Source organism: Parabacteroides goldsteinii (assembly GCF_020091425.1).
Classification (GTDB): domain Bacteria; phylum Bacteroidota; class Bacteroidia; order Bacteroidales; family Tannerellaceae; genus Parabacteroides; species Parabacteroides goldsteinii.
In genome coordinates this window covers 3124513-3141317 of sequence record NZ_CP081906.1, presented here as the reverse complement: position 1 = coordinate 3141317, position 16805 = coordinate 3124513, and the positions used below count along the sequence as shown (strand labels likewise).

General features: G+C 42.6%; 15 protein-coding genes and 1 pseudogene. 11 read left to right on the top strand and 5 right to left on the bottom strand.

From position 1 onward, the window contains the following. The first annotated feature begins 286 nt into the window (after positions 1 to 286). The 5 genes from K6V26_RS14015 (at position 287) to K6V26_RS13995 (ending at position 6415) form a co-directional block, all read left to right on the top strand. The gene (locus tag K6V26_RS14015; protein ID WP_046144967.1) at positions 287 to 1504 is read left to right on the top strand and encodes an MFS transporter; all 1218 of its coding nucleotides are present in this window, start codon (positions 287 to 289) and stop codon (positions 1502 to 1504) included. Positions 1505 to 1578: 74 nt separating this feature from the next. After that, positions 1579 to 3012, top strand: coding sequence for a TolC family protein (locus tag K6V26_RS14010; RefSeq protein ID WP_195586115.1), 1434 nt, complete (start codon positions 1579 to 1581; stop codon positions 3010 to 3012). 45 nt (positions 3013 to 3057) lie between these two features. Then, positions 3058 to 4050 (top strand): HlyD family secretion protein, encoded by a 993-nt coding sequence (locus K6V26_RS14005; RefSeq protein WP_007658739.1) that lies wholly within the window; start codon positions 3058 to 3060, stop codon positions 4048 to 4050. Positions 4051 to 4062: 12 nt separating this feature from the next. Further along, positions 4063 to 5247: an ABC transporter permease gene (locus tag K6V26_RS14000; RefSeq protein ID WP_195586116.1), complete on the top strand. Its 1185-nt coding sequence runs from the start codon at positions 4063 to 4065 to the stop codon at positions 5245 to 5247. Beyond that, the gene (locus K6V26_RS13995) at positions 5231 to 6415 is read left to right on the top strand and encodes an ABC transporter permease (protein WP_224265644.1); all 1185 of its coding nucleotides are present in this window, start codon (positions 5231 to 5233) and stop codon (positions 6413 to 6415) included. The genes K6V26_RS14000 and K6V26_RS13995 overlap by 17 nt, the downstream gene beginning before the upstream one ends. A 28-nt stretch (positions 6416 to 6443) precedes the next feature. Here K6V26_RS13995 and K6V26_RS13990 read toward each other — a convergent pair whose 3' ends face one another. Continuing rightward, positions 6444 to 8012 (bottom strand): ATP-binding protein, encoded by a 1569-nt coding sequence (locus K6V26_RS13990; protein WP_224265643.1) that lies wholly within the window; start codon positions 8010 to 8012, stop codon positions 6444 to 6446. Between the two features lie 332 nt (positions 8013 to 8344). On the opposite strand from K6V26_RS13990, the gene K6V26_RS13985 reads away from it, so the two are divergent. Together K6V26_RS13985 and K6V26_RS13980 are read left to right on the top strand one after the other, a co-directional pair. Beyond that, positions 8345 to 10072, top strand: a complete 1728-nt coding sequence (locus tag K6V26_RS13985) for a serine protease (RefSeq protein ID WP_224265642.1) — start codon at positions 8345 to 8347, stop codon at positions 10070 to 10072. A gap of 9 nt (positions 10073 to 10081) precedes the next feature. Beyond that, complete coding sequence (locus K6V26_RS13980; protein ID WP_007658727.1) at positions 10082 to 10540, top strand: hypothetical protein; 459 nt, start codon at positions 10082 to 10084, stop codon at positions 10538 to 10540. 634 nt (positions 10541 to 11174) lie between these two features. On the opposite strand, the gene K6V26_RS13975 is transcribed toward K6V26_RS13980, so the two are convergent. After that, a complete protein-coding gene (locus K6V26_RS13975; RefSeq protein WP_224265641.1) occupies positions 11175 to 12398 on the bottom strand; it encodes a DUF763 domain-containing protein in 1224 nt (407 codons plus the stop codon). A 110-nt stretch (positions 12399 to 12508) separates the two neighbouring features. On the opposite strand from K6V26_RS13975, the gene K6V26_RS13970 reads away from it, so the two are divergent. From K6V26_RS13970 to K6V26_RS13955, 4 genes are all read left to right on the top strand, one after another. Continuing rightward, on the top strand, positions 12509 to 13027 hold the full coding sequence (locus K6V26_RS13970; RefSeq protein ID WP_224265640.1) for a DsbA family protein: 519 nt from the start codon (positions 12509 to 12511) through the stop codon (positions 13025 to 13027). Between the two features lie 2 nt (positions 13028 to 13029). Continuing rightward, a complete protein-coding gene (locus tag K6V26_RS13965) occupies positions 13030 to 13638 on the top strand; it encodes a hypothetical protein (RefSeq protein ID WP_224265639.1) in 609 nt (202 codons plus the stop codon). Positions 13639 to 13760: 122 nt separating this feature from the next. After that, positions 13761 to 14339, top strand: coding sequence for a Crp/Fnr family transcriptional regulator (locus K6V26_RS13960; RefSeq protein WP_224265638.1), 579 nt, complete (start codon positions 13761 to 13763; stop codon positions 14337 to 14339). A gap of 64 nt (positions 14340 to 14403) precedes the next feature. Continuing rightward, complete coding sequence (locus tag K6V26_RS13955) at positions 14404 to 14826, top strand: GNAT family N-acetyltransferase (protein WP_007658722.1); 423 nt, start codon at positions 14404 to 14406, stop codon at positions 14824 to 14826. 73 nt (positions 14827 to 14899) lie between these two features. On the opposite strand, the pseudogene K6V26_RS13950 reads toward K6V26_RS13955, so the two are convergent. The 3 genes and pseudogenes from K6V26_RS13950 to K6V26_RS13940 all read right to left on the bottom strand — a co-directional run. Beyond that, positions 14900 to 15073: pseudogene (locus K6V26_RS13950) on the bottom strand (GGGtGRT protein); the annotation flags it as partial. Positions 15074 to 15366: 293 nt separating this feature from the next. Next, positions 15367 to 16281 (bottom strand): hypothetical protein, encoded by a 915-nt coding sequence (locus K6V26_RS13945; RefSeq protein WP_186961216.1) that lies wholly within the window; start codon positions 16279 to 16281, stop codon positions 15367 to 15369. A 12-nt stretch (positions 16282 to 16293) separates the two neighbouring features. Continuing rightward, positions 16294 to 16638 carry a hypothetical protein gene (locus K6V26_RS13940; protein WP_010802518.1) on the bottom strand — a complete coding sequence of 115 codons (345 nt, stop codon included), beginning with the start codon at positions 16636 to 16638 and terminating at the stop codon, positions 16294 to 16296. Positions 16639 to 16805 lie beyond the last annotated feature (167 nt).

Sequence of the window (16805 nt, the reverse complement as noted above, 5' to 3'; positions counted from 1 at the left end):
ACTGTAAGTCTATTTGGCTCACGGCAATTTACGTAAAGAATCAAAAAGAACTGAAAGAAAGGTTTTGTTAAAGCCCTGTGTTAATGCAGGTGTCGCTTTATGAATCAAAGCGAGTTGTCTGTATAATGCAATAATTATAAATGTTAATTGAGGAATTTTTATAATTGAACTCTGTCTGTTTTTAACACTTTGGATCATCCGTTTTACCTGATTATAATGAAAGGATGGTTCCTTGTCCGTTATTTTATATGTACTTTTGCAGCTCAATAGGCAATAAGGTTTACAAATGGGACAAAATAAGGTTGAATCGGCAAGTGGGATTACCTTCCGTATCTTAGTGGCATTGAGCATATCACATTGTATAAATGACTCACTGCAATCTGTAATTACAGCTGTTTATCCGTTATTTAAAGATGATCTGGCGTTGAATTTTGCGCAGATCGGGTTGATTACACTGGTTTACCAATCGGCGGCATCGGTCTTTCAGCCACTTACCGGATTATATTTTGACAAACATCCGTCCCCGTGGTCGTTACCGATCGGGATGAGTTTTACGTTGATCGGCTTGCTAAGCCTGGCATTTGCCGGTTCTTTACCCTGGGTTTTGTGTTCTGTAGCTTTGATTGGAGTGGGATCGTCGATATTCCATCCGGAGGCTTCGCGGCTGACGTCGTTGGCGTCGGGAGGGAAGAGAGGACTGGCGCAGTCATTATTTCAGGTGGGGGGAAACCTGGGGGGATCGCTGGGACCGCTATTGGTCGCTATCCTGGTGGCACCTTACGGACGGAGCCATATTGCCTTGTTCTCTATTCTGGCTTTCGTCGCTATCCTGATCATGACTTCGGTAGGACGTTGGTACAAGGGGTTGCTTTTGCGGTTTAAACGTGAAGATGTCGGAACTTCGAAACGTCATATCGAAATGCCGTTGCCGCTAGGGAAAACGATATTCTCCATATCCATCCTGTTGATTCTTATCTTTTCCAAATATATTTATATGGCGAGCCTGAACAGTTACTATACTTTCTATCTGATAGAGAAGTTCGATGTGAGCGTTCAGTCATCGCAGTTGTTCCTGTTCCTCTTTCTGATAGCGACTGCCCTGGGAACTTTGATGGGCGGTCCGATCGGTGATAAGGTTGGACGTAAATATGTTATCTGGGCATCCATTCTCGGTGCGGCTCCTTTTTCTCTGTTTATGCCGCATGTACATAGTTTATATCTGACGGCAGTTCTGAGTTTTTGCGTCGGACTGACATTATCGTCTGCTTTCCCGGCAATTCTGGTATATGCACAGGAGTTATTGCCTTATAAATTAGGACTGATCTCCGGTTTGTTCTTTGGTTTTGCTTTTGGGGTGGCGGGGATCGCTTCGGCTGTGCTGGGGAATCTGGCCGACCAGTATGGTATCGAGACGGTTTATAATGTGTGTGGCTATATGCCGCTGATCGGACTGGTGACCTGGTTTTTACCGGACTTGAAGAAAGCCTCGGAAAAAGGAAGTTAATTCCCGCTGAACAATCCCCGAGAGGGTGTTGTTATTAATCATAAATTTCGCTCAAACTAAATTTAAACGTATTTATGATTAATAACTTAACGCATTTCAGTATTGGCTTGCTGTTCCTTTTTCCTGCCATTACTTCTGCCCAGACAGAGACGATAGACCTGACGCTGGAACAGTCGCTGGAACTGCTTCAGAAAGGAAACCGTAGTATCCGGATGGCAGGGAAGGAGGTTGAACTGGCAAAGAACGAGCATCAGAAACTGAACTCATTCTGGTATCCTTCGGTTGGAGCGGCCGGCGCTTTTGTGCATATGTCGAATCCTATTGAGGTCAAACAGCCGCTTAACCAGTTCACCGACCCGGCCAAAGACTTTGTCCATTCCATCATCCCCGATGATCAGTTTATCTCTTCCATCCTGGATAAGATCGGTCAGAACACGTTGACGCTGCCGCTTATTTCGCAGAATATCACTTCTATCGACGCTAATGTAACCTGGCCCCTGTTTACCGGCGGTAAACGTATTTTCGCCAGTAAGATCGGGAAAACAATGGTCGGTATCGCTGAGGTAAACCGTGAACAGGTCAATGCCGACCAGCAATCGAAGTTGGTTGAATGTTATTTCGGTTTGCGTCTCGGGCAACGTGTTGTCGCCGTGAAAGAAGCTACGTATAATTCCCTGAAAACCCATTATGACCAGGCTCTCAAACTGGAACAGAACGGGATGATCAACCGTGCGGAACGTCTTTTTGCCCAGGTGAGCATGGATGAGGCTAAGCGTGAACTGGATTCCGCCCGCAAAGATTTGGAAGTGGCCGGGCAAGCGCTGAAAAGCCTGATCGATCTGGATGCCGATAAGGAGATCAGCACGACAACTTCCCTTTTCATCAATGAGAATATTCCTTCGGCCGATTATTTCAAAGAACTGGTACCGGTCAACAACTATATGGTGAACCAGTTGAAACTACAGCAAAATATAGCCGGCAACGAATTGAAGATAGGCCGTACCGGATACCTTCCCACTATTGCCTTATTCGGAAAACAGACGCTTTATTCAAATGGGGTGGATAAATACCTGATGCCCCGCACAATGATCGGTGTCGGTTTTACCTGGAATATCTTCGACGGTTTGAACCGGGAGAAAAAGATACGCCAGGCCCGTCTGACCAGCCAGACGCTGGCGATAGGAAAGGACAAAGCGGTCACCGAACTGAAGGTCGGCGTAGATAAATATTATACTCAGTTGCAGAATGCCCTCGACAATGTAAAGGCTCTGAATACAACTTTGGAAATGAGCGAGGAACTGGTCCGTATCCGTCAGAAATCCTTCCAGGAGGGAATGGCAACTTCAACCGAGGTGGTCGATGCCGAGGTAATGTTGTCAAAAGTAAAGACCGCTTTCCTGCTGGCTTATTACCAGTATGATGTGGCATTGATCAACTTACTTTCTATCTGTGGCATTCCGGAAGCATTCCAGCAATACAGGGTGGAAGGGGTAACGGAGATAATTTAATCTACTTTATATCAATAATTGAATTAACAAAAAACACAAATAATTATGGACAAGACTAAGAAATATCTGACGATCTCTTTTATAGTGGTACTGATCGCCGTTATAATCATATCCGCTGTAGGGATGCTGTTGCTGAAGAAAAAGCCGGTTATCCTTCAGGGGCAGATTGAATCTACCGAAATACGTATCTCCGGAAAACTCCCTGGGCGTATCGATACGTTCCTTGTGAAAGAGGGACAGCATGTAAAAGCCGGCGATACGCTTGTCGTCATCAACAGTCCGGAAGCAATGGCTAAATACCAACAAGTAAATGCCCTGGAAGATATTGCCAAGTACCAGCACCAGAAAATCGACGAAGGAACCCGTAAACAAATCGTTGCCTCCGTCCTTCAATTATGGAACAAGTCAAAATCGGATTTACAACTGGCAAAAACGACTTACGACCGTATTCAGGCCCTTTATAAAGATAGCGTGGTCACCTCCCAGCGAAAAGATGAAGTGGAAGCGCTTTATAACGCAGCCGTGGCTAACGAACGCGCTTGTTATGAACAATACCAGATGGCTCGCGACGGTGCCCGGATACAAGATAAGGAAAGCGCCCGTTCACTGGTGGCAGCCGCCCAGGGTACAGTCAACGAGGTAGAAGCCCTTTTACAGGATGCCCGCCTGGTTGCTCCCGAATCAGGTCAGATATCGACTATTTTCCCGAAACGTGGAGAGTTGGTCGGTGCCGGGATGCCGATCATGAACCTGGTGGTACTGGATGATGCACATGTCGTGCTGAATGTCCGTGAAGACCGTCTGCCATTATTTAAGATGGGCGGAACATTTCTTGCCGACGTGCCGGCTATTGCCGCAAAAGATATTGAGTTCAAGATCAACTATGTCAGTCCGCTGGGTAGTTTCGCTACCTGGAAATCCACAAAGCAGACCGGAAGTTATGATTTAAGGACGTTCGAGATACATGCCCTTCCGGTAAAGCCGGTCGACGGACTGCGTCCCGGCATGTCGGTCCTGGTTGATCTGGGAAAACAATAATGGGCATGATCTATGAGTAATAATAAACAACATAGTCCTTTTTACAATGTGCTCCGCCGCGAACTGCAACGGATGGTTTCACGCAGGCTCTATTTCGGGGTTTGCATCGTGTTGCCGCTGTTCTGTATCTTCTTTATGTCCACGATCTTCGGTAACGGGCAGATGGAGAATATCCCGGTAGGTATTGTCGATCAGGACCAGTCTGCTTTATCCCGCGAATTGACCCGCCAGGTCGAAGCTGTTCCGACTTTCCGTGTCACGCATCATTATGCGGATGCCGAAACCGCACGGAAAGCGACGCAAGCCAAAGAAATATATGGCTATCTGGTTATCCCGAACCGTTTTGAGGAGGACGTGACGGGTGGAAGGCAGGCTACTTTATCCTATTATTATCATTATGCTTTGCTGAGTGTCGGCGGAGAGGTCAGAGGGGCTTTCGAAAGTCTGCTGCGCACCTTTTCGATGGCTCCGATCGTGGTACAGGCTACGGCGATGGGAATCAGCCAGAAAGAAGTGTCGACCTTCCTGGTCCCTATCCGGGCACAGAATCATCCGTTATTCAATCCGGACCTGGATTATTCCGTTTATCTGAGCAATCCGTTCTTCTTTATCTTCTTTCAGGTGCTGATTTTGCTTACGACGGTTTATGCGGTGGGAAGTGAGATAAAGTTCCGTACCGGTGACGATTGGCTGGCGACGGCGAAGATGAATATGGTAACCGCCCTTTTCGGAAAATTGTTGCCTTACACCATCATCTTTTCCCTGATGAGTATCCTGGCTAATTATGTTATGTTCGGTCTGATGAATATACCTTTTTCCTGTGGATTCTGGCCGTTGAACCTGACCTCTGTCCTGTTCGTGATCGCATCCCAGGCTCTGGCGGTGTTCCTTTTCTCCCTTTTTCCGGCAATCAGCATCATTATCAGTATCGTATCGATGGTCGGTTCGTTGGGGGCGACCTTGTCGGGTGTTACGTTTCCGGCTCCGGCCATGTATGCACCGGTCTATTATACTTCTTTCCTGTTTCCGGTACGTCATTTCGTGGAGATCAATCAGAACCTGTTGTACGGCGATTATGGGTTTGCCTATACCTGGTGGAACTTCAGCGCGTTGTTCTGTTTTATATTGGTTGCGTTTCTGATGGTACCGCATTTAAAAAGTGCAATATTAAGTCATAAGTATGAAAATATCAAATAACATAAAAGCAGGTCTGAACAATATATCGTCCATTATCTTGAATGAGTTCAAAACCATCTCAGGCAGTTTCGCCATCGTGTTGGTGCTGATGGGGGGGATATTTATGTACGGTCTGCTATATAATTATATGTACGCACCTGATGTGGTCCGCAATGTCCCGGTTGTTGTGGTGGATAATTCGAAAACGGAGTTGAGCCGCGAGTATATCCGTTTGCTGAATGCCACTCCGCAGGTCGACGTGATTGCTACCGGTGAGGATTATCCGCAGGCACAGGAGTTGATGAAAATGGATGAAGCCGCCGGCATTTTATATCTGCCGTACGACTTTACCGACCGGGTTTCCCGTGGTGACGAGTCGGTCTTTATCATGTATGAAACGACCAATGCATTCCTCAACTACCTGGCAATGCAGGAAGCGTCGGCCGGTTCGATGTTGGCGCTGAACGACCGCTACCGGCCTGAAATGGTGGTATTTCTTCCCAGCCAGGCTGCCGCGCAGTTATCTGTGGCGAAACCGATCAATGTAGCCGGAACCGCCTTGTATAATTATACGGAAGGATATGGAACGTATCTGATCCCGGCTGTGCTGATCGTTATCATGTTTCAGACCTTATTGATGGTGATCGGGATGGTCAGCGGGGAGGAACGGCAGTTCAAACAGTTGCAGGTGTATTGCCCGACCTTCGGGCAAGCCGGACGCCTTGTGATCGGAAAGACATTTGTGTATATGATGCTGTATGCCGTCTTTTCGCTTTTCCTGCTGGGATTGATCCCGCTGATATTCGACTTGCCGGATATCGGTCATGTATGGAATATAATCATGTTACTGATTCCTTTCCTGATGGCGACGAGTTTCTTTGGCCTGACTGCTTCCGTTGTCTTTACCGATTCGGATGCCCCTTTGCTGATGATCGCTTTCTTTTCGGTCGGGTTGATCTTCCTGTCCGGTGTCTCTTATCCGTTGGAACTGATGCCCTGGTACTGGAAGTTATCGCATTTCCTGATTCCGGCAGCACCGGCAACCCTCGCCTACGTTAAATTAAATTCGATGGGAGCCTCGATGGCAGAGATCCATACGGAATATGTCACCTTATGGGTTCAATGTGCGGTGTATTTCGTATTGGCTTGTTGGGCGTATCGGTATAATATACGGAAGACGAAGCTGTAGCCGGTATAGTCTTGATCTTTTGTTTATTCTATTCTTCCGTTATCCATTCGCCTATGTTACGTGTTTCGTGGTTGAATGAGACACCGACTTTGACCAGTTTTCGATGATCGGCGGTGTAAGGAATGAGGTAGCCTTTACTGTTTATCTGACGGAGTGCCTCTTCGGCTGAACCGTCCAGTTTAAATTCGAATACGTAAATATAGTCCGGTGTCTGTACAACGGCATCGGCACGTCCTTGGGCACTTTGTACTTCTGCTTGTGTGAACTGTCCCATTAACTTGAATACCAAATAGAATACCACTTGGTAATGGCGTTCTGTTTTTGTATTCAATTCGTAAGGGAAATCAGCAAAAAAAGCACGCAGGCGATTCAGGAAACTTTCGGTCTGCCCGGCCCATAATTCATTTGTGAACTGTCCGATATAAAACGGTGCATTTGCAGATGATACCGGCGTATATAAAGGTGTCACGAAATTAAGAAAGCCATACTTTACTTCTTCATTCGGAAAACCGAGGGTGTAAAGCATGAACCGTTCGTCGTACCCCTTTATTGTCAAGTAACCGCTTTGATAGATAACAGGAACGGGTTCCTGAAAGTCTACCCGGTAGTCGGTCAGCGAAGCGGCACTTACTTGTATTCCATCCAGATCACGCAGGTCGTAATTGGTTTTACGAAGCATGTAGATCAGGAAGGAGGGGGTACCGGTGGCAAACCAGTAGTTTTTGAAATCCAGATCCTTGAATGTCTTCAAAACGCTGAAAGGATTGAATACACCTTCTTTGGCTTTTTCCATGAAGCGATAACCGTCGTATTGCCGGGTGAGCTTTGCCATTGTTTCTGAATATGTCAGGCCGGAAGCCTCTCCCAAAGCATTCAGTTCGGGGCCGAAGGTCGACTCTATCTCTTCACGTGTCAGTCCGCAGAGATAGGTTGAACGCCAGCTGATACTGATATCGTCCAGGTGATTCAGCGTACTGAATACGCCCACTTGCGCAAACTTGGTAACACCGGTGATAAAGACGAATTTCAGATATGGATCAGCATCTTTCAGAACAGTATAAAAGGCCGTTAATGTGCTACGAAAACTATTTTGCAAAGCTTCATCATGATAGGTTTGCAATAGAGGCTTATCGTATTCATCGATCAGAACGACGGCTCCGTGCCCTGTTTTTTTGCGGGCATTCTCCAGAACAGCCATAAAACGAGTGGCGAAGGTCGAGGTTCCGGGATTGGTCCCGTACATTTCTTCCCACTTTTGCAGGTGCGCTTCGAGAATGCCTTCCAGATGTTCGGCAGACTCATACTTCTCTGCATTCAGGCTGAGGTGTAATACCGGATGGACATTCCATTCGGTTTCAAGGCTATCGATTGCCAACCCTTTGAACAACTCTTTTTTTCCTTCGAAATACGCTTTGAATGTAGAAAGCAGCAAGCTTTTGCCGAAGCGTCGCGGACGGCTCAGAAAATAGGCAGCACCAGTGGAGACCAGTTCATATACGAAAGCTGTTTTATCGACATAGAGATAACCTTCTGTACGAAGCTTCTCAAATTCCTGTATCCCGATAGGGAGCTTTCTGAATGGATTTATCGGTGTCATAACGAATGTCTTTTAGTTGTTGCGAACACAAATATAGCTAATCTTTTGCATTCACAGATAAGGAATGTTTATTCATTTCCTCGTAAAAATCCCATCATGCCGAAGATCACAGGAATTTATTATTGCATCTCTCTGATGTGTACGTCTATATTGCTGTTTTTCAGTTTTTCTTTGATCTCTTCCACCTTTGTGTCGCCGTAATGGTATGGGTAAACGACACATAAGAAATAACATTTTAAGTTTCATAAGCGGATAATTTTATACTCAGACAATATGTACAAAGATAATAAAGTATTACATTTGTCGGCATATCTGATAACATGAGAAAAGAAATGAAACGAATACTACTACTAATTTTGATTTGTTGCCACTTATTGCCGGCAACTGCGCAGAAGAACGCCCCTAAATGGATGGACAAAAGTAAAAAAGCGGTTGTTTTAATCACTACATACGGGAAAGACGGAGCTAAGCTGACCTCGGGTACCGGTATTTTTGTCTCTGAAACGGGAGATGTCCTTTCTGCTTACGAGTTATTCAAAGGGGCGGAAAAAGCAACCGTGACGGATACGGAAGGAAAAACTTATCCGGTTACAAGAGTGATCGGTGCCGATGAATTGTATGATGTCATCAAGGTAAAAGCGGAAACACCGAAGAAAGTACAGTTTTTCCCGATTGCAGCCGATCCGCTGGCGGTAGGCACTGTCGCTTATTTGTTACCTTATTCGACTGAAAAGAAAGCAGATTTCGAACAGGGCACGATTACGGAAGTCAGCAAACTGAAAGATCCGTATAGTTACTATAAATTATCCGTTCCGCTGGAAGATGGCCGGGTGAATTCACCGATATTGAATGCCGAAGGTGAGGTGTTCGGACTGGCACAGGCCGATGCTTCCGGAAAGAAGGATGTATCATATGCTGTCTCAGCCTCTTATGTGAACAACCTCGCCGTTTCGTCGACCGATTTCCTGAATTCCGTTTATAATAATATCGGTATCAAGAAAGCCTGGCCGGCTGATGTGGAGCAGGCTCAGGTGGCTCTGTTCCTGAAAGGAAGTACGCAGGATGCAAAAACATATCTGGAAACACTGAATGATTTTATTGCAACTTTCCCGAATTCGGCCGACGGTTATCTGAACCGTGCCAACCATTATGCCGGACGTCGTGCCGAGCTGGCAGCTACTCCGGGCGAACAGGCTAATTATCTGAAACTGGCATTGGATGATATTGAAACAGCTTCCAAATACAGTGATAAGAAAGGGGATGTATATTATAATAAAGCGAAACTGATCTATGGCGTGTCTGCCGGTGATACCACGCTGACCGATCCGGCATGGAGTGTACAGGCTGCACAACAAACTATCCAAAAGGCTATCGAAGAGGATGACGCTCCTGTTTACCATCAGTTGGCGGGTGATATTCATTTCTACCTGAAAGAATTCGACCTGGCTTATAACGAATATATGGTCGTGAATAACAGTGACCTGGCATCGCCTAACTCTTTTTACTGGGCAGCCAAGGCGAAAGAAAATACTCCCGGATTCAATATCGGCGATGTGATTGCTTTGCTGGACGGTGCAGTAGACAAATGCGGCCTGCCTCTTACTTCCGAAGCCGGCCAGTATATTTTGGAACGAATAGACTGGAAACTTCGTTTGTCTCAATATGCGGAAGCGATAGCCGATTATGACCTGTATTATAAGGCAATGAAAGGCGATGTCGGCAGCAGTTTTTATTTCTACCGTGAACAGGCAAAATTCCGTGCCGGTGATATGGAAGGTGCTTTGGCTGATATCAAGGAAGCGGTTCGTCTGAGTCCTGATGTACCCGATTATCGGGCGGAAGAGGCATCTGTATATGTCCGCATGAAAAATTATACCGACGCATTGGCTAGCATCGAGGAAACATTGAAAGTGGCTCCCGATTTTGCGGCTTGCTACCGTTTGAAAGGTATCTGTTATGTGCGTATGGAAAAGAAAGCGGAAGCCTGTGAAGCGCTGAACAAAGCGAAAGAACTGGGTGACCCGTTGGCTGAAAGACTGATAAAGGAACATTGTAAATAAGATCCGGATATGAATAGTGTAAAAAGTATTTTCATTGTGGTTGCCTTGGGCTTGTGTCTGATCGGTACAAGTAGTTGTAAAGGTAAGTCAGGACAAAAAGACAGTAAGGAGTCGGAGACTCGTACAACGGTTCAAACAACCCTTTTCGATAAGTCATTGCCCGAAATCAAAGAGTTGGTCGAGGGAAAATGGGAGTTGGTAAGCGGACAGAATACCACTCAGCTTTGTGAGTTTGAAAATACTTTCATCCAGTTCAACGGCGATAAATACGTCTGGACAGAAGAAGGCAAAGACGAACCGGGCGACCTGAACTGGCGGAAAGCCGATACGGGAGCGGGTTACGAAGCCTATCTGATGGATGTGTTTTTAGAAACGAGTCCTTCTTATCCGTTAGCTATCAAAGGCGATACACTATTTATCCAGGATTGTACAGAGACAGCCTATAAATATACGTTGGTGAGACGTTGAATTAATTGACCTTACTTTTCTCTTGATAGAAAAGTAACATTCAAATCTGATAATAACTGAACTATAAAGCAATTACATCTATTGTTTTTGAAATCAACTATCATAGTCTAATGTAATATGCATATAATTAGTGTATTAGTCTATGATAGTTGTTATTGTTAACTGTCATTTATCTATCATTCAACTATCATATTAACATTGTTTTAACCAAACTTTCGTTCCTGTATCTATTAAAAATCCTCTATCCTAAAGTCTTTTTTACCGGAATATACAGACCTATTTCATTAAAACACCTATTTATTGTTGTCAGGATGCCCGTTTTATCCTGTTTTACACCCGGATGTTGACGATGCTCAGACCCGGGTGTCGGCAATCTTGAGACCCGGGTCTCAAACAACAAAAGTAATTACTTCCTTGAAAATAAGTCATATACTTCAGCAAAATAAGAAGCTTGCCTTGGGTTTCCGGATAGGACTATGATAGTTGCATGATAGATAAATGACAGTTAATAATAACAACTATCATAAGGTAATGCTTTTATAATTAGTGTGTTACTCTTTAAAATGATAGTATGACAGTAGATTCGATGAAGTTGTTTTTAAGACACATTCAAATCCAGTCAATAATTGAATTGCTAATCCCACAAACTTAACTGTATCCCGCCTTTACCTTTATCCTCTTTCTTTTGCGGCTTTTTAGCATTGCCGAAAACGGTTTTACCACCATATTTATAAGACGTGTCCCGTTCATGTTGAACCCAGTCGTCGAAATAGTTACTCGGAGTATAACTTTTCTCCATCTCCTGGGATATTTTGGATAGATTCTTTAAGGCATCCGATTTGTCCTTTTCTCCAAGTCGTGCCTGACGGATTGCCTTGTCAAAGACTTCGATAGTCTCATCATAAACGCTTGTCGGAACCGGGAACGGATGTCCGTCTTTCCCTCCATGGGCAAAAGAGAAACGTGCCGGATCGGAGAAGCGGGAAGGGGTTCCGTGTATTACTTCGCTGACCAATGTAAGAGATTGCAACGTGCGCGGTCCGACTCCTTCCAGCAAGAGCAACGATTCCATATCGGATACATTGGTTTCATGTGCCAGGATGAGGGCGGCTCCAAGCCGTTTGAGGTTTACGTCTTCGGCTTTTACTTCGTGATGGTTGGGCAGGATGATGGATACTTCACGCATTAGTTTGTCCGGCGATTCCTTTGTCAATTCCACGATGCCTTCTTTGGTCGGGGCCGCAAGTTTATCGGTCAGGTTGAGGATCAATCCCTGATTTCTTCCGCAGACAGACGTATGCGGTTCCTCCATAAAAGAACGTAAAGAGGAAGAAAGCCAGTGGTAGCGCCGTGCCATGCGTTCATTCGGGTTCATCCCTTGTTGGATGACAGACCAGTCACCTTCCTTTGTGACAATAAATGTATGCAGGTAAAGTTGAAAACCATCCTGTACAGCAGTATTATCGACTTTGGCAGCCAGTTTGCTGTGTCTTACCAATTCATTCCCGTTTAATCCGGTTTTGTTGGCCACCTCCAGCAATTGATTAGGTGTTTCTCTCGAAAATTTACCTCTCCCTCCGCAAATATACACGCCAAGTTCTTCCGAACGGCAATTGATCGCTTTTCTCAGGGCGTTCATAACAGACGTTGTAATACCAGACGAATGCCAGTCCATCCCCAGCACGCAGCCTAACGATTGGAACCAGAACGGATCACTCAGGCGTTGCAACAAAGCCGGACGTCCGTATTCGATGATGATGGCTTCTGCAATAGCTCCGCCAAGCAGGCTCATTCGTTCAGCCAACCAGGGTGGGACAGTCCCGTAATGTAATGGTAAATCAGCTGTACCTCTTTTCATAGATGCGAAGATAGCTAAAAAACAGGATCGGTTCAGTTAATGAAATGCTAATATAAACAACAAAAGAAAAGTCTGTGATGTTATTAATTAGAAATCAAATAGTAACAGCTATGTATTTGGAAGTAAATAAGAACGACCACGTTCAAGGTCCGGTCAATGCGCCGATAGAATTGATAGAGTATGCTGATTATCAGTGTCCTTATTGTAAAAAGGCTTATCATATAGTAAAGGATATACAGAAGGAACTCGGGGACAAGGTTAAATTTGTTTTTCGTAATTTCCCGTTGACAGAGTTGCATCCCCACGCTTTGCACGCAGCTATTGCTGCTGAGATCGCTGCTTCTCATGGGAAGTTCTGGGAAATGCACGACCTTCTTTTCGAGAATCAGAATGCTTTGGACGATTATTACCTGTTGGAATATGCCAGGAAGCTGGGAATAAATGCAGCGGAGTTTGAAATGGATTTCGGCAAAGACCGTTTCTATCAGAAAGTAAAAGATGACTACGATTCCGGATTGGAAAATGATGTAGAGGGAACTCCGACTTTCTTCGTCAATGGCGAACAGTTTGATGGGAACTGGATGAATTCAGAGTTTCTGGAATATCTGGAGTCTTTAATCGTTAAGTAATTATGAAGAAAATAAGTTTGTTCATACTGGCCTCTTTCTTGTTGGTAGCTTGCGGAGCATATAAATACCTGGATTTGGGAATGTTGACTACAGGCATGACCGTTGCCGAGGTGGAGAACCTGATGGGGCCTCCCAACCGGGTATTGGCTGTAAACAAGAAAGATGGTTATGTGCAGGAGGTTCTGGAATACCGGACAGCCCGTGATGAAGTGTATGCGTTGGAGTTCTGGGATAACTATCTGACAGGATATGAATATTTGTATGACGATGTAACCTATATTCCACCGGTAGCTCCTCCGATGATATTCCCGGATTATGGCCGTCCTATTTATATTTACCCTCCGGACCATCATCACCCGAACCGTCCGAACAAGCCTAACCGTCCCGGTTCGAATCGCCCGGAGTCCAACAGACCCGGCTCGAATCGTCCCGAATCGAATAGGCCAAGCCGTCCGGAAACCAATCGTCCGCAGACAAAACCTTCGGAAGTTACCCGTCCGTCGAATAGCGGAACAAGTAACCGTACGGAACAGTATAGAAATCCAACGAATAGTCAGTCAAAAACGAATGACAGATCAAATACAAACGGAAGGAATGGGGGACGAAGATAGTTATTAATTGCGTATCTTTGTTCATGAAAATATATCTCACTGAATATGAGATCAAATAAGGAGAACGGAAGTAATAGTGAATATATCAAATAAGTAAGTATATTACGAATTATATTTAGATTATGCTTTTAGAAAAACTACTTAAAGAATTTAATTTTAGCACTAATACTTTTAATTTGGAGGAATCTAAGTTATTTGACCAATATTTTGAACGAATATTGGTTAGTAAAGGTACATTTTTGATTAAAGAAGGAGAAACAGAAAGGTATAGTTATTTCGTTTTTGATGGAATATTGCGTTGTTGGCTTTTAAATCATAAAGGGGAAGAACAAATTTTTTGGTTTTGTAAAGAGGGTACGTTTTCAATGTCGAATATATCTTTTACATTACAAACAAGGTCTGCATTTAATGTGCAAACAGTTGTAGATAGCGTTATTTACCGAATAGGCAAGAAACAAGTGAATGAACTATATACTGCTATCCCTAAGGTAAAAACTGTATTTGAAGATTTGAATGCTATATTGTTGAATAAACTCTTGGAAAGAAATATCGACTTGATTAAATATTCTCCTGAACAGTATTATCTACAGATGATTGAAGAATATGGCATTACATTAAACTATATACCACTAAAAGATGTAGCTTCTTTTTTGGGTATCACACCGCAAGCACTAAGCAGAATCCGTAAACGTATTTTTTAACTTGGGTTCAGTGCTTTGAGTATATAGGTTCCGAACTTTGCGGCTTTAAATAGCAATTACAATTATGATTAGAAAAGTTAAAGCTACGGATTATCCACGTTTGATGGAAATTTGGGAAAGTGCAGTATCGAGTACACATGATTTTCTTAAAGAGGAAGATTTTCTATACTATAAGGAACAACTTCCGGTATATTTTCAGCATGTCACTCTATTCGGATTTGAACAAGAGGGAATCTTAATCGGATTTATGGGAATTGCAGAAGGAAATCTTGAAATGTTATTTGTTGACGATAATTATCGAGGCATAGGAATAGGAAAAAGGTTAATTACTTATGCTATAGGTAATTTGCAAGTAACTAAAGTCGATGTGAATGAGCAAAATATTCAAGCTGTCGGTTTTTATAAGTATATGGGTTTTAGCATATATAAAAGGTCGAATTTAGACGGAGAAGGTAAAGAATATCCTATTTTACATATGCAGTTGTAGTTTCATGTACATAAACAAAAAAACTCCTGCAACCATAACGATTACAGGAGTTTATATATCAGTAATAATCTAATTACTTCTTCATAGCTTCCTCGATAGCAACAGCTACAGCGACCGTAGCACCTACCATCGGGTTGTTACCCATACCCAGGAATCCCATCATTTCTACGTGAGCAGGAACAGATGAAGAACCAGCGAACTGAGCGTCACCGTGCATACGGCCCATAGTGTCTGTCATGCCATAAGAATCTTGTTATATAACTCCTTTTGAAAACTTTGTTTCGTTTGTAAGATGTTGTTAAACAGTAATATATCAATAATTAAAAGAACTCCGTTTTTATTATTATTTCCGTTTTATCATGAATGGCTGTGAATAAGCTACAATCACTTTATTTCTTATACTCTATCTGATTTACACAAGCCATTGATTAATAAATTAGTTAATTGTCTATATTATAATACTATACCATTTAAAGAAGAAAAGTAAGACACGAATTTAAATAAGTTGTATGGCTATATTCAAATCCGTGTCTTTCTGGGTTATTCTTGATATACAATATTGACTGTAAATGACTCATCACTATCTTCGTCATATTGACCATTCTCATCAAAATCTTTACTTACAATTTTTACTGGATAACCATCTTTATCAAATTCATATTCAAAGTGGCAACTTCCTACTTTTTTCTCTAAATACTTAGATGCCTTTCCATACCATCCACTATAATAACCAAAGAAAATTCCAAACGTATAATAATCAGCTTCTATATCCATATCTATGAAGCGATAATCTTCTGTTAGAAGAAGTGGTGATATTCCTAGCTTATTTTCATATTTTGTATATGAAATGTAATTAGTACTGCTATAACCATCTGAATAATTGTAGATGAAACTAATTAAATCATTATTTGCATAAACATACTTGACGTTATCTCCGTCAAAATTAGAACTATCTAAATATCCATTTTTATAACTAAAAGAACCTTCATCTACTTGATCCTGTTCATTAGTCGTTATGTCCTTATAAAAATATGCAACTTCAGAAATCAATCCCTGATTATTCATTGTATTTTGTACATTATAAGAACAAGAATGTCCTCCATAATCACAATTCCAATCTGTTGGATTTGAATGTTTACAATTGTTTTTAGTAATACTTACTATCTGATTATTATCATAACTGATAGAAGTAATGAAATTATCACTGTAACTATCACTGATATAGGTTTCAATCTTGTTAATTCTACCTTTATCATCATAAGATAATGTTTGCTCTGTTAGATAATCATCGCCAGGATAGTAAACAGTCATTGACTTAATTCGTTTAATTTGAATGTCTGGTTCATTTGGATTTTCTGGTTGCTCTGGATTAATCGGATCGTCAATCACAGGGTCATCACTTCCACAACTACTCATAGTGCATAGAATGCACATAAACAATAATATTTTCTTCATTTTAGTATTGTATTAGAAATAAATAAAATAATGATCGTATTCTAAAGGATCTTTCTCAATCTTTTTGTAAGACATACCATAGAATTGACCTAATTTCTCCATCATTTCAAACATTTTTGTTGTAGGTTTGACTATACGAACTGCAATAAGTTTGTAATCAGTTTCTTTATCCAAGTAGAAATGTAAGTCTTTATGTCCTAATTGTGTGTTTTGAAAATAAAAGATTTTCATATATGAACAAGTAAATGGCAATGTACTACAATCTGTTACATTACTTTCCATTGGCATATATGGAATTTTGAATCGGTTACAGATACTTACGATCTGACTAAGTAAAGCATTTGTTTGTGCATTCATAACATATAATTTTACCTTCCCTGTTCCCTCTGGAAAGATTATAAAATAAAAGGTGTGGGAACTGTATTTGCTTTATCCTATTGACTGGCTTCTCGCATTGCCTGTAGTATGGATAAAGCAACAGCAACCCACACCAGTTTCGTATATAAGTTACCCTCACAGGTAAG

Coding starts and splice junctions, on each gene's coding strand:
- K6V26_RS14000 (WP_195586116.1), top strand. CDS start 4,063: ATGAGTAATAATAAACAACATAGTCCTTTTTACAATGTGCTCCGCCGC.
- K6V26_RS13940 (WP_010802518.1), bottom strand. CDS start 16,638: ATGAATGCACAAACAAATGCTTTACTTAGTCAGATCGTAAGTATCTGT.
- K6V26_RS14015 (WP_046144967.1), top strand. CDS start 287: ATGGGACAAAATAAGGTTGAATCGGCAAGTGGGATTACCTTCCGTATC.
- K6V26_RS13975 (WP_224265641.1), bottom strand. CDS start 12,398: ATGAAAAGAGGTACAGCTGATTTACCATTACATTACGGGACTGTCCCA.
- K6V26_RS13960 (WP_224265638.1), top strand. CDS start 13,761: ATGCTTTTAGAAAAACTACTTAAAGAATTTAATTTTAGCACTAATACT.
- K6V26_RS14010 (WP_195586115.1), top strand. CDS start 1,579: ATGATTAATAACTTAACGCATTTCAGTATTGGCTTGCTGTTCCTTTTT.
- K6V26_RS13965 (WP_224265639.1), top strand. CDS start 13,030: ATGAAGAAAATAAGTTTGTTCATACTGGCCTCTTTCTTGTTGGTAGCT.
- K6V26_RS13955 (WP_007658722.1), top strand. CDS start 14,404: ATGATTAGAAAAGTTAAAGCTACGGATTATCCACGTTTGATGGAAATT.
- K6V26_RS13970 (WP_224265640.1), top strand. CDS start 12,509: ATGTATTTGGAAGTAAATAAGAACGACCACGTTCAAGGTCCGGTCAAT.
- K6V26_RS13990 (WP_224265643.1), bottom strand. CDS start 8,012: ATGACACCGATAAATCCATTCAGAAAGCTCCCTATCGGGATACAGGAA.
- K6V26_RS14005 (WP_007658739.1), top strand. CDS start 3,058: ATGGACAAGACTAAGAAATATCTGACGATCTCTTTTATAGTGGTACTG.
- K6V26_RS13945 (WP_186961216.1), bottom strand. CDS start 16,281: ATGAAGAAAATATTATTGTTTATGTGCATTCTATGCACTATGAGTAGT.
- K6V26_RS13985 (WP_224265642.1), top strand. CDS start 8,345: ATGAAACGAATACTACTACTAATTTTGATTTGTTGCCACTTATTGCCG.
- K6V26_RS13995 (WP_224265644.1), top strand. CDS start 5,231: ATGAAAATATCAAATAACATAAAAGCAGGTCTGAACAATATATCGTCC.
- K6V26_RS13980 (WP_007658727.1), top strand. CDS start 10,082: ATGAATAGTGTAAAAAGTATTTTCATTGTGGTTGCCTTGGGCTTGTGT.